Genomic DNA, 12,239 nt, shown 5'->3' on the forward strand with positions numbered 1-12,239 from the left:
GTCAGCTCCGGAGCCACTCCGGGGTGAGCTCACCGGCAGCGACCACGACCGCCGGACCGGTCAGCACCGTCGTCGTCGCGTCGACGGTGACGGTGAGCCGGCCGCCGGGGACGTCGACGGTCACGGTGCCGGTCGCCGCGCCGCCGGCCTCCAGCGCCGCCCACGCCGCGGCGCAGGCGCCCGTGCCGCAGGACCGCGTCTCCCCCACCCCGCGCTCGGACACCCGCAGCCGGACGTGGGCGGCTGGCTCCAGCACGTTGACGAACTCGACGTTGACGCCCTCGGGGAACAGGTCGGCGTCCACGGCCGGCGCGGTCGTGAGGTCGAGGGTGGCCACGTCGACGTCGGTCAGGCACGCCAGGTGCGGGTTGCCCATGGAGACGGCGCGGCCGGGGAACGCCGTCCCGCCCAGCAGCGCCTCCCCCTCACCGAACGGCCGGGCCGGGCCCATGTCCACCCAGTAGCCGCCGTCCGCCGCCGCACCCACCCGGCGCGGGCCGCCGCGGGTGCCGACCCACACGCCGTCGGCGCAGGCCGAGCGGTCCAGCAGGCCCTCGGTGACGAGGACGTGCAGGAACAGCCGGATCCCGTTGCCGCACATCTCCGCGTGCGACCCGTCGGCGTTGCGGTGGTCCATGAACCACTCGCACCGGCCCAGGGCCTCGCCCAGCACGGCGGGGGCGTCGGGCACGTGCACGCTGCGGACGACGCGCAGCACGCCGTCGCCACCGAGCCCGGCGCGGCGCTCGCAGAGCCGGGTGACCATCGCCGCGTCCAGCCGGTGCTCCGGCCAGACGGTGCCGTCGGGGTCGGGCAGGACGACGAAGTCGTTCTCCGTGCCGTGGCCGATGAGCACCCGGTCTGCGTTCACCCGGCGATCGTATGTGCGCCGATCACGGCCTCCGCCGCCTCCACCAGGTCCGGCCGGGCGGCGTCCAGCCACGTCGTGGCCGGGTCCCGGCGGAACCAGGACCGCTGCCGCCGGACGAAGCGGCGGGTCGTGGCCACCGTGCGCTCGCGCGCCTCCGCCGCCGTCACCAGCCCGTCGAACTGGGCCAGCACCTGGGCGTAACCCAGTGCGCGCGACGCCGTCGGCCCCTCCCGCAGGCCGTCGGCGGCCAGCGCCTCGACCTCGGCGACGAATCCGGCGGCCCACATGCGGTCGACGCGGGCGGCGATCCGCTCGTCGAGCTCGGCCGGCTCGCGGTCCAGCCCCACCACCACCGCCGGGTAGTGCGGGCGCGGCTCGGGCAGCGTGGCGCGGAACGGGCCCCCGGTGATCTCCACGACCTCCAGGGCGCGCACGATCCGCCGTCCGTTGCTGGGCAGGACCGCCGCGGCCGCGGCGGGGTCGACGGCGGCGAGCCGGGCGTGCAGCGCGGCCGGCCCGACGTCGGCCAGCTCGGCCTCCAGCCGGGCCCGCACCGCGGGGTCGGTGCCGGGGAAGTCCAGGTCGTCGAGGACGGCGCGCACGTAGAGCCCCGACCCGCCGACGAGCAGCGGCACCGTGCCGGCGGCCCGGAGCCGGTCGATCTCGGCGCGGGCCAGCCGGCGGTACTCGGCGACCGAGGCCGCCTCCCGGACGTGCCACAGGTCCAGCAGGTGGTGCGGCACGCCGTCCCGCTCGGCGGCGTCGGGCTTGGCGGTGCCGATGTCCATGCCGCGGTAGAGCTGCATGGAGTCGGCGTTGACCACCTCGCCGCCCAGCCGCTTGGCCAGCGCGACGCCCAGCGCCGTCTTCCCGGTCGCGGTGGGCCCCACCAGGGCCACCACCGGGGGCGCGGCCGTCACGGCGCGAGCCAGTCGGCCACGAGGTAGCCGACCCCGAACGGCGCCTCGTGGGCGTGCAGCCGCGCGCGGACCGTCCGGCCGGCCAGCACGGCCCCGACCGCCCGCCACGTCGGTACGCCCGCGGCGAGCAGCCGTTCCCCCTCGGCGGCGTCCAGCGCGGCCAGCGCGGCGGCGTCCCCGGCGGCCAGCGCGGCCGCCACCGCCTCGTCGAAGGGGCCGGCGGCCTCGTCCAGGTAGCCCGGCGCCTTCACCGTGCGCCGCGCGGAGCCGTCGCCCATCGCGAGCACGGCGACCGGTCCCGCCAGGCCGGCGAGGGCGTCGGCGAGGTCGGCGGGGGCCACGCCCAGCCGGAGGCCGGCGTACCCCACCTCCTCCAGCAGCCAGGCGCCCACGGTGTGCGGCAGGGGCGTGCGCCGTCCGTCCGGCTGCACCGGTCCGGCGAACGGCACCTCCAGGTCGACGCCGAACCCGCGCAGGTCCCCGCCGTCGCCGGGACCGAAGCGGCCCGCGGCCCCGTCGCCGACCACCACGACCGCCTCGGGGCGGGCCGCCAGCGCCGCGTCGAGGGCCTCGGCACAGGCGGCGCGCAGGCCGGCGGTGTCCGCGGCGGCGCGGCCCGCGACCGCGGGGAGCAGCAGCGGCGGGCACGGGCAGAAGGCCACCGAGACCGCTCCGCGGGGCCCCGGAGTGCGCGGCTCGGCCGCGGAGGTGCTCACCGCAGCAGTGTCCCGGATGCGGCGTGGGACACTGCGGTGCGTGTCGAGCACGGAGAACGCCGCAAGCACCTCCCAGCAGGTCCCCACGCCGGAGACGGCCGGGTCCGAGGCGGTCACCCCCGAGGCGGGGACGGCGGCCGCGCCCTCCCCCGGTGACGCCGCGCTGGCCGATCCGACGGCGGGGGCCACCGGGTCCACCGACCAGCCGGACGTCGTGCCCCCGGAGGCCACCACCCCCGAGGTGGTCGCGCCGGTGCCCGACCTCCCGGCGCCCGCCGCGGCCGAGGCCCCCGCACCGGCCGAGGCCCCCGCGCCGGCCGAGGCCCCCGCACCCGCCGTGGCCGAGCAGCCCGCCGCCCCGGCGTCGGACCCCGCCGAGTGGGGTCGGGTCGACGAGGACGGCACCGTGTACGTCCGCACCGCCGACGGCGAGCGGGCCGTGGGCTCGTGGCAGGCCGGGGAACCGGCGGAGGGCCTGGCCCACTACGCCCGGCGCTACGACGACCTCGCCACCGAGGTGTCGCTGCTCGAGGCGCGGCTCAGGGCGCACACCGGCAACCCGAGCGAGATCAAGGCCAAGGCGCAGGCCCTCGCCGACTCCATCCCGACCGCCACCGCCGTCGGCGACCTCGAGGGGCTGGCCGCCCGCGCCCGCGCGATGGTCGAGACCGCCGACTCCGCGGCCGCCGAGTCCCGGGCGGAGAAGGCCGCGGCCCGCGCGGCGCAGATCGCCCGCAAGGAGACGCTGGCGGCCGAGGCCGAGCAGATCGCCGCGGAGTCGACCTCCTGGAAGGCCGCCGGCGACCGGCTCAAGGCCATCGTCGAGGAGTGGAAGACCATCCGCGGCATCGACCGCAAGACCGACGAGGCGCTGTGGTCGCGCTTCGCCGCGGCGCGGGACGCCTTCGGCCGCCGCCGGGGCGCGCACTTCGCCGCACTCGACGCCCAGCGCAGCGAGGCCCGGGCGGCCAAGCAGGAGCTGATCGCCGAGGCGCAGCGGCTGTCGTCCTCGACCGACTGGGGCGCCACGAGCGCGGCGATGCGCTCGCTGATGGACCGCTGGAAGGCCGTCCCCCGCACCGGCCGGGACGGCGACGACGACCTCTGGAAGCAGTTCCGCGCCGCCCAGGACGTCTTCTTCACCGCCCGCTCGGAGCAGGACAAGGCGCGCAACGCCGAGCAGGTGGCCAACCAGCAGGCCAAGGAGGAGATCCTCGCCGAGGCCGAGAAGCTCGACCCGTCCACCGACCTGCGCGGCGCCCAGAACGCGCTGCGCAAGCTGCAGGAGCGCTACGACGCCATCGGTCACGTGCCGCGCGGCGTGATGCGGCAGCTGGAGGACCGGATGCAGGCCGTCGAGCAGCGGGTCCGGGGCGCGGTCGACTCCACGCGGGCCCGCGTCGCACCGGAGAACCCGATGGTCACCTCGATGCGGCAGGCGGTCACCAAGGCCGAGGAGCAGCTGGCCAAGGCCGAGGCCGCCGGCGACGCGCGGCGGATCGAGGAGGCCCGGGCCAACCTCGCCACCCGCCGCGAGTGGCTGGCGGAGGCGGAGAAGACGGCGTCGCGCCGCTGAGCACCGGGACGGCGCCGTGACGACGTTCGTGCTCGTGCACGGCGCCTGGGGTGGGGCGCACGGCTTCCGCCACGTCCGGCGGCTGCTGGGCGCGGCCGGCCACGAGGTGTTCACCCCGGCCCTGACCGGGATCGGCGAACGGTCGCACCTCGCCAGCCCGCAGGTGGACCTCACGACCCACGTCACCGACGTGGTCCACCAGGTGCTCTACGAGGACCTCGACGACGTCGTGCTGCTCGGCTTCTCCTACGGCGGCATGGTCGTCACCGGTGCGCTCGACGCGATCGGCGACCGGGTCCGGTCGCTGGTCTACCTCGACGCCTTCGTGCCGGCCGACGGCGACTCGCTGTACGGGCTGCTCGGGGTGCCGGTGCCGCCCCGCACCCTCGGGGCGCCGTGGCTGGTCGAGGGTCCCGTGCGCGTGTACGAGGACCCCGCCGAGGAGGCGTTCAGCACCCCGCGCCGCACGCTGCACCCCGTCGGCTGCTTCACCGAGCCCGTGCGGCTGTCCCGCCCGCTGGAGGAGTGGCCGTTCGGACGCACCTACGTGCGCGCCACCGTCGACGAACCCGGCATCCCACCCAACCCGGCCTTCGCGGCGGCGGCCGCACGGGCGCGGGCCTCCGAGGCGTGGGTCCACCGCGAGATCGCCACCACGCACCTGGTCCCGCAGAACCGCCCGCGCGAGCTGACCGACCTCCTGCTCGACCTCGCGCCCTGAGGGCCCGCCCGCCCGCGCCCGCGGCAGCCCTGGCCGGCGCCGAGCGCTAGGCCGGGGCGCCGACCCGCGGCATGCCCAGCAGGACGCCGGGCGTGTTGGGGCGGGTGCCGGCCTCGGAGGCGTCGCCGGCCCGGGTGCGCCGGTGCGACAGCAGCGCGCCGTCGGCCACCAGGTGGTGCGGGGCGGCCTGCGTGACGACGGTCTCGACGACGTCGCCGGGCCGGACACCGGCTGCTGCGTCCTCCCCGCCCGCCCGGAAGTGCACCAGCCGCCCGTCCCGGGCCCGACCGCTCATCCGGCCCCGCGCGGCGTCCTTGCTGCCCTCCCCCGCGGCGACGAGCAGCTCCACACGGGTGCCGACCAGCGCCCCGTTCTCGGCCCAGCTGATCTCGTCCTGCAGCGCGGTCAGCCGCAGGTACCGCTCCTGCACGACGTCCTTGGGCAGCTGACCGTCCATCTCGGCGGCCGGCGTCCCCGGGCGCTTGGAGTACTGGAAGGTGAAGGCGCTGGAGAAGCGGGCCTGGCGGACCAGGTCGAGGGTCTGCTCGAAGTCCTCGTCGGTCTCGCCGGGGAAGCCCACGATGATGTCGGTGGTGATCGCGGCGTCGGGCATCGCCGCGCGCACACGGTCGAGGATGCCGAGGAACCTGTCCCGCCGGTAGGCCCGGCGCATCCGCCGCAGGACGTCGTCGGACCCCGACTGCAGCGGCATGTGCAGGGCGTGGCAGACCGCGGGCGTCTCGGCCATCGCGGCGATGACGTCGTCGGTGAACATCGCCGGGTGCGGGCTGGTGAACCGGACCCGCTCCAGGCCCTCGATCCGGCCGGTGGCGCGCAGCAGGTCGGCGAAGGCGCCGCGGTCCCCGAACTCCGCGCCGTAGCTGTTGACGTTCTGGCCGAGCAGGGTCACCTCGAGCACGCCCTGGTCCACCAGCGCCTGCACCTCGGCCAGGACCTCGCCGGGACGGCGGTCCTTCTCCCTGCCGCGCAGCGCGGGGACGATGCAGAACGTGCAGGTGTTGTTGCACCCGACGCTGATGGAGACCCAGCCGGAGTAGGCGGAGTCCCGCTTGGCCGGCAGCGTCGAGGGGAAGACCTCGAGGGCCTCCTTGATCTCCACCTGCGCCTCGGCGTTGTGCCGGGCCCGCTCCAGCAGCGCCGGCAGGGAGCCGACGTTGTGCGTACCGAAGACGACGTCCACCCACGGGGCGCGGCGCACGATCTCGCCGCGGTCCTTCTGCGCGAGGCAGCCACCGACGGCGATCTGCATGCCGGGGTGGGCGTCCTTCACCGGCCGCAGGTGACCGAGGTTCCCGTAGAGCCGGTTGTCGGCGTTCTCCCGCACCGCGCAGGTGTTGAGGACGACGACGTCGGCGTCCTCCCCGTCGGGGGCAGCGGCGTAGCCGGCGGCCTCCAGCAGCCCGGACAGGCGCTCGGAGTCGTGCACGTTCATCTGGCAGCCGTACGTGCGGACCCGGTAGGTCCGACCGGCGCTCTGGAGCTCGGTACCCATGTCGCCTGCGAGGGTACGGCGACCCGGACGGGTGTTCCGCCGCTCACAGGCCCCGCGCGTTCGTTACTGCTTCGTGATCGCCCCGTTCGGCCGCTGCCGCCTCCCGGCCCTAGGGTCGCTCGGGTGACCAGCGCTGCGAAGGGAGAACCTCTCGTCCGCCTCTCCGGCGTCAACAAGTGGTTCGGCGAGCTGCACGTCCTGCAGGACATCGACCTGTCGATCGACCGCGGCGAGGTGGTCGTCGTCATCGGCCCCTCGGGGTCGGGCAAGTCGACCCTGTGCCGGACGATCAACCGGCTGGAGACGATCCAGCAGGGCGAGATCACCATCGACGGGCAGCGGCTGCCCGAGGAGGGGAAGGCCCTGGCCCGGCTGCGCAGCGACGTCGGCATGGTCTTCCAGAGCTTCAACCTCTTCGCGCACAAGACGATCCTGGAGAACGTCACGCTGGGGCCGGTCAAGGTGCGCGGGAAGTCCCGGACCGAGGCGCAGCAGCGGGCCCGCGAGCTGCTGGACCGGGTGGGCGTGGGCGCGCAGGCCGACAAGTACCCCGCACAGCTGTCCGGCGGCCAGCAGCAGCGCGTCGCGATCGCCCGCGCGCTGGCGATGGACCCCAAGGTCATGCTCTTCGACGAGCCGACCTCGGCCCTGGACCCCGAGATGATCAACGAGGTCCTCGACGTCATGACGTCGCTGGCCCGCGACGGCATGACGATGATCGTCGTCACCCACGAGATGGGCTTCGCCCGGCGGGCCGCCAACCGCGTGGTCTTCATGGACGGCGGCCGCGTCGTCGAGTCCGCAGACCCCGAGACGTTCTTCACCCGCCCCCAGTCGGACCGGGCCAAGGACTTCCTCTCGAAGATCCTCAACCACTGAGCCCGCAGGAAAGGACACACACATGCGGATCACCCGATACGCCGCCGCCGTCGCGGCCGCCGGCGTCGTGCTCACCGGCTGCAGCAGCGAGGCCGGGACGCAGGCCGAGGACGCCGCCGACAGCGGCACCGAGGTCGCCGAGGACGTCTCGTTCGAGGCCGGCACCACGATGGCCGAGCTGAACGAGGCCGGCTCGATCACCATCGGCACCAAGTACGACCAGCCCGGGTTCGGCCTGCTCAACCCCGACGGCGTGCCCGAGGGCTTCGACGTCGAGATCGCCAAGATCGTCGCCGCCGAGCTCGGGATCGCGGCCGAGGACATCGAGTGGACCGAGACGGTGTCGGCCAACCGGGAGCCGTTCATCCAGAACGGTCAGGTCGACATGGTCGTCGCCACGTACACGATCAACGACACCCGCAAGCAGGTCGTCGACTTCGCCGGGCCGTACTACGTGGCCGGGCAGGACATCATGGTCGCCGCCGGCAACCCCGAGTCCATCCAGGGCCCCGAGGACCTCGCCGGCAAGACGGTCTGCTCGGTCGAGGGCTCGACCCCGGCCCAGAACATCCGGGACAACTACCCCCAGGCCAACCTGGTGACCTACGACGTGTACTCCAAGTGCGCCGACGACCTGGCCAACGGCAACGTCCAGGCCGTGACGACCGACAACGTCATCCTCACCGGCCTGGTCGCCGGCAACCCCGAGGGCTTCGAGCTGGTGGGCAACCCGTTCACCGAGGAGCCCTACGGCATCGGCCTGGCGCTCGGTGACACCGAGTTCCGCACCTTCATCAACGACGTCCTCGAGGAGTCCTTCGAGGACGGCCGCTGGGCCGACGCCTGGGACCGCACCGCCGGTGCGATCACCGGCGAGGAGGCCCCCGAGCCGCCGACGGTCGACCGCTACTGAGTCCCCGCGACGCCGCCGGGTGGGCGACCACCCGGCGGCGTCGTCCCGTCACTGACGTCGAGAGGGCGCGGTGCAGTTCATCAGCGACAACATCGACCTGCTGTGGCGGGCGTTCCTGACCACGCTGTCGCTCGCGGTCACCAGCGGCGTGTGCGCGCTCGTCCTCGGCACCGTGCTCGTCGGCATGCGGGTGAGCCCGGTGGCCCCGCTGCGCGGGCTGGCCACCTTCTACGTCGAGGTCTTCCGCAACACCCCGCTGACGGTGGTGTTCTTCTTCCTCTTCTTCGGCCTGGTCTACGTCGACCTGCAGTTCCCCAGCCGGTTCATCACCGCGGTGGCGGCGCTGTCGCTGTACACCGCGTCGTTCGTGTGCGAGGCGCTGCGGTCGGGCATCAACGCCGTCCCGCCCGGGCAGGCCGAGGCGGCGCGCGCCCTCGGTCTGGACTTCGGGCAGACGCTACGCACGATCGTGCTGCCCCAGGCCTTCCGCACCGTCGTCCCGCCGCTGGGCAACGTCTGGATCGCGCTGGCCAAGAACACCTCGATCGCCGCCGGCTTCGCCGTCACCGACCTGACCGCGGCCCTGCAGCGGCTGGCCAACGCCAACGCCGACCAGCTCCTGGCGGTCTTCGCCGCCGTCGTCATCGGCTACCTGGTGATCACGCTGCCCTCGGCGTGGCTGATCCGGGTCGTCGAGCACCGGGTGGCGATCGTCCGATGAGCAGCAGCAGCGTCCTGTTCGACCTGCCGGGGCCGCGCGCCCGCCGCCGGCAGCGCATCGGCACCGTGGTCGGCGTCCTGGTGGTCCTCGGGTTGATCGCCCTGGCGCTGTGGCGGCTGGGCATCAACGGTCAGCTGGAGGCCCAGCGGTGGGCGATCCTGTTCGACCCGGCCGCCGGGGTGCCCCAGGCGCTGGGCGAGGCCCTGCTCAACACCCTCGCCGTCGCCGCGGTCGGCATGGTGGCCGCCACCGTGCTGGGCGCGCTGCTCGCCGTGGGGCGGTTGTCCGACCACGCGTGGGTGCGCGGGCCGGTCGCCGTCGTCATCGAGTTCTTCCGCGCCGTGCCGCTGCTGGTGCTGATCCTGTTCTGCCTGCTGTTCCTGCCGACCGTCGGCATCCCGATGACGGCGTTCCGCGCGCTGGCGCTGGGGCTGACCCTCTACAACATGGCCGTCCTGGCCGAGATCTTCCGCGCCGGGATCCTGTCCGTTGACCGCGGTCAGCGGGAAGCGGCCTTCGCCCTCGGCATGCGCAAGACGCAGGTGATGACGCTCGTGCTGCTCCCGCAGGCGGTGCGGCGGATGCTGCCGGTCCTCGTCGCGCAGCTCGTGGTGCTGCTCAAGGACTCCTCGCTGGGCTTCATCGTGGGGTACATCGAGCTGCTGCGGCAGGCGCGCAGCCTGGTGGAGTTCTTCAACTTCCAGTTCGGCAACACCTACACGTTCCAGCTCTACGTCGGCGCCGCGGTGATCTACATCGTGGTCAACGTGCTGCTGTCCCAGATCGCGCGCATGGTCGAGGCGCGCACCCGGCGCAACGCGAAGACCGCGGCCACCGGCAAGACCGAGCTGCCCGCGGACGTCCAGATGGGCGGGGGCGGAGGCGCCGTTCCCGTGTGACCTGGGCGCCGTGCTCCGCGGGGGCGCCGCGCTCCCCGGGGCGTCGTGTGACCGGGGGCGTCGTCCTCCCCCCGGGGCGTCGTCCTCGGGCGACCCGCGGCGTCGCTGCCCTCGGGGGTGGTCTGTGATCTCGGCGCCTCGTGGGACGGCTGGGCCTCGACGGTCACGCCGGCGCTCGCGACTGCCGAGATCACGGGCGTGGACACCGCCCTGCGCCCCGCCGTGCCGCCGCTGCCGCCCCTGGTGCGTCAGCCCGACGCGGTCCGCGACCCCGCTCAGGAGTTCGTGACCCGGATGCGCGCCGCCGCCCCGGACTTCGCCGCCGCCGCGGGGGCGGAGACCGCCGTGGTGCGGGAGGTCGTCCCGCCGGCCCGGCACCGGCGGTCCCGGTGCCGGGTGGTCCTGCGGCTGCTCGGCGGCGAGGAGGCCGACCTGACGTTCCTCGGGCCGGTCAGCCGTACCGCTGCGTCGTCGGAGCGGGCCTTCGACCTGCAGATCCAGGCATACCTGGCCCACGGCCGCAGTGCCGACGGTGCGTGGCTGGTGCCCGACGACGAGGCTCCTGACGGCGTGGCCGTCGACGTCTCGGCCTGGTCGGCGACCGCGCGGGCCTCCGCCTGATCAGCCGGCGTCCGGCCGGTCACGCTCGCTGACCAGCGGTCCAGGGCTCCGGTCTGCCGGGGGTCGCCGGGAGGTGGAGGTGTCGGGGTTCCTGCCGGGAGACCCGCGGTGGGGTCGCTCAGGGCAGCCAGGCGTCCAGACCGAGCTCAGGATGGCGTTCGGGGCCCCGGTTCCCGACATCGACCGGGATGCTGACGTCGAGGTCGTCGTCGAGGGCCTCCTCCGCGGCGTCCACCGCGGCACCGTCCGCGTCCAACGCCTCGCGGACCACCCAGGACGCCAGCCCGCCGCCGTACCCCTTGCGGGCCAGCATGCCGATCAGGCGACGTTCGGCGGTGGCCCGGTCGACGCGACGCAGGCCGGCCACCCGCCGCGCCACGAGCCGTCGTGCCGCGTCCCACTCGTCCTGGTCGTCGACCAGGGTGACCGCCTCCTCGGCGACCTCGCCGTCGATGCCCTTGGCCCGCAGTTCGGCCTTGAGCGCTCGTCGCGACAGGCCGCGGCCCGCCTGACGCGAGGTCACCCAGGCCCGGGCGAAGGCGGCGTCGTCGATGAGGCCGACCTCCCCGAACCGGTCGAGCACCCGTTCCGCGGCGTCGTCGGGGACGCCCCGCTTGGCGAGCAGGTCGGCGAGTTGCTGCCGGGTCTTGGGCGCGCCGGTCAGGGCGCGCAGGCAGATCGAGCGGGCCACCTGCTCGGGATCGCCGGGCTCGTCCTCGCTCGGTGGACCGCCCGGCCGGGCGGCATCCGCACTGTCCGGGTCAGGGGACAGTTGGGGACGCCGCCCGCGCCGGCGGTCGAGACCGGAGCGGCCCCGTGCCTCAGGCCAGCCACTCACCGGCTCAGAAGTCGGGCGTCTCGGCCGCGGCGGGCGCGTCGAGCTGCGGGCCGATGCCGAGCTTCTCCTTGACCTTCTTCTCGATCTCGTCGGCGAGGTCGGGGTTGTCCCGCAGGAACGAGCGGACGTTCTCCTTGCCCTGACCGAGCTGGTCGCCCTCGTACGTGTACCAGGCACCGGACTTGCGGATGAACCCCTGCTCGACGCCGGCGTCGATGAGCCCGCCCTCGCGGCTGAAGCCCTGACCCCAGAGCAGGTCGAGCTCGGCCTGCTTGAACGGCGCGGCCACCTTGTTCTTGACCACCTTGACGCGCACCCGGCTGCCGACGGCCTCGGTGCCCTGCTTGAGGGTCTCGATGCGCCGCACGTCGAGCCGGACCGACGAGTAGAACTTCAGCGCACGGCCACCGGTGGTGACCTCCGGGGAGCCGTAGACGACGCCGACCTTCTCGCGCAGCTGGTTGATGAAGATCGCGGTGGTGCCGGAGTTGTTGAGCGCACCGGTGATCTTGCGCAGCGCCTGGCTCATCAGCCGGGCCTGCAGACCGACGTGGCTGTCACCCATCTCGCCCTCGATCTCGGCGCGCGGCACGAGGGCGGCGACGGAGTCGATGACGATGATGTCGAGCGCGCCGGAGCGGATGAGCATGTCGGCGATCTCCAGCGCCTGTTCCCCGGTGTCGGGCTGGCTGACCAGCAGCGCGTCGGTGTCCACCCCGATCGCGCGGGCGTACTCGGGGTCGAGCGCGTGCTCGGCGTCGATGAACGCCGCGATGCCGCCGGCGGCCTGGGCGTTGGCCACCGCGTGCAGGGCGACCGTCGTCTTGCCGGAGGCCTCGGGGCCGTACACCTCGATGACGCGGCCGCGCGGCAGGCCGCCGATGCCGAGGGCGATGTCGAGGGCGATGGAACCGGTGGGGATGACCTTGATCGCCTGTGCGGCGTTGTCGCCCAGCCGCATGACCGAGCCCTTGCCGAACTGCTTGTCGATCTGGGCGAGGGCCATGTCGAGGGCCTTGTCGCGGTCGAGCGTTGCCATGGTGCTCACCTT

The 12,239-nt window shown here is 74.3% G+C and carries 13 protein-coding genes; 7 read left to right on the forward strand and 6 right to left on the reverse strand.

Features of this window, described 5'->3' with window-relative positions; translation table 11 throughout:
- Nucleotide 1: 1 nt before the first annotated feature.
- The 3 genes from dapF to ACI79E_RS12735 are packed head-to-tail and all read right to left on the reverse strand — an operon-like array spanning nt 2 to nt 2,507.
- Nucleotides 2-871 (reverse strand): diaminopimelate epimerase, encoded by an 870-nt coding sequence (gene dapF, locus ACI79E_RS12725; protein ID WP_456932912.1) that lies wholly within the window; start codon nt 869-871, stop codon nt 2-4.
- A complete protein-coding gene (miaA, locus tag ACI79E_RS12730; protein WP_456932913.1) occupies nt 868-1,791 on the reverse strand; it encodes a tRNA (adenosine(37)-N6)-dimethylallyltransferase MiaA in 924 nt (307 codons plus the stop codon). Before miaA ends, dapF begins: the two co-directional genes overlap by 4 nt.
- The gene (locus ACI79E_RS12735; RefSeq protein WP_456932914.1) at nt 1,788-2,507 is read right to left on the reverse strand and encodes a hypothetical protein; all 720 of its coding nucleotides are present in this window, start codon (nt 2,505-2,507) and stop codon (nt 1,788-1,790) included. The genes miaA and ACI79E_RS12735 overlap by 4 nt, the downstream gene beginning before the upstream one ends.
- Before the next feature lie 40 nt (nt 2,508-2,547).
- On the opposite strand from ACI79E_RS12735, the gene ACI79E_RS12740 reads away from it, so the two are divergent.
- A complete protein-coding gene (locus ACI79E_RS12740) occupies nt 2,548-4,083 on the forward strand; it encodes a DUF349 domain-containing protein (protein WP_456932915.1) in 1,536 nt (511 codons plus the stop codon).
- A gap of 16 nt (nt 4,084-4,099) precedes the next feature.
- Nucleotides 4,100-4,804 carry an alpha/beta fold hydrolase gene (locus ACI79E_RS12745; RefSeq protein WP_456932916.1) on the forward strand — a complete coding sequence of 235 codons (705 nt, stop codon included), beginning with the start codon at nt 4,100-4,102 and terminating at the stop codon, nt 4,802-4,804.
- A 46-nt stretch (nt 4,805-4,850) separates the two neighbouring features.
- Here the strand turns inward: ACI79E_RS12745 and miaB are convergent, their stop codons facing one another.
- Entirely contained in the window at nt 4,851-6,317 is a 1,467-nt protein-coding gene (gene miaB / locus ACI79E_RS12750) for a tRNA (N6-isopentenyl adenosine(37)-C2)-methylthiotransferase MiaB (RefSeq protein WP_456932917.1), read from the reverse strand.
- Between the two features lie 123 nt (nt 6,318-6,440).
- On the opposite strand from miaB, the gene ACI79E_RS12755 reads away from it, so the two are divergent.
- The 5 genes from ACI79E_RS12755 to ACI79E_RS12775 all read left to right on the forward strand — a co-directional run bounded on the left by ACI79E_RS12755 (nt 6,441) and on the right by ACI79E_RS12775 (nt 10,350).
- Nucleotides 6,441-7,196, forward strand: coding sequence for an amino acid ABC transporter ATP-binding protein (locus ACI79E_RS12755; RefSeq protein ID WP_456932918.1), 756 nt, complete (start codon nt 6,441-6,443; stop codon nt 7,194-7,196).
- A 22-nt stretch (nt 7,197-7,218) separates the two neighbouring features.
- On the forward strand, nt 7,219-8,109 hold the full coding sequence (locus ACI79E_RS12760) for a glutamate ABC transporter substrate-binding protein (RefSeq protein WP_456932919.1): 891 nt from the start codon (nt 7,219-7,221) through the stop codon (nt 8,107-8,109).
- 70 nt (nt 8,110-8,179) lie between these two features.
- Nucleotides 8,180-8,830 (forward strand): amino acid ABC transporter permease, encoded by a 651-nt coding sequence (locus ACI79E_RS12765; protein WP_456932920.1) that lies wholly within the window; start codon nt 8,180-8,182, stop codon nt 8,828-8,830.
- A complete protein-coding gene (locus ACI79E_RS12770) occupies nt 8,827-9,729 on the forward strand; it encodes an amino acid ABC transporter permease (RefSeq protein WP_456932921.1) in 903 nt (300 codons plus the stop codon). Before ACI79E_RS12765 ends, ACI79E_RS12770 begins: the two co-directional genes overlap by 4 nt.
- 198 nt (nt 9,730-9,927) lie before the next feature.
- Nucleotides 9,928-10,350 carry a hypothetical protein gene (locus ACI79E_RS12775; RefSeq protein ID WP_456932922.1) on the forward strand — a complete coding sequence of 141 codons (423 nt, stop codon included), beginning with the start codon at nt 9,928-9,930 and terminating at the stop codon, nt 10,348-10,350.
- A gap of 118 nt (nt 10,351-10,468) precedes the next feature.
- On the opposite strand, the gene ACI79E_RS12780 is transcribed toward ACI79E_RS12775, so the two are convergent.
- Together ACI79E_RS12780 and recA are read right to left on the reverse strand one after the other, a co-directional pair.
- A complete protein-coding gene (locus ACI79E_RS12780; RefSeq protein ID WP_456932923.1) occupies nt 10,469-11,041 on the reverse strand; it encodes a regulatory protein RecX in 573 nt (190 codons plus the stop codon).
- A 151-nt stretch (nt 11,042-11,192) separates the two neighbouring features.
- A complete protein-coding gene (gene recA, locus ACI79E_RS12785) occupies nt 11,193-12,227 on the reverse strand; it encodes a recombinase RecA (RefSeq protein WP_456932924.1) in 1,035 nt (344 codons plus the stop codon).
- Between the last annotated feature and the right edge of the window lie 12 nt (nt 12,228-12,239).

This window comes from Geodermatophilus sp. SYSU D00079, from assembly GCF_054050635.1.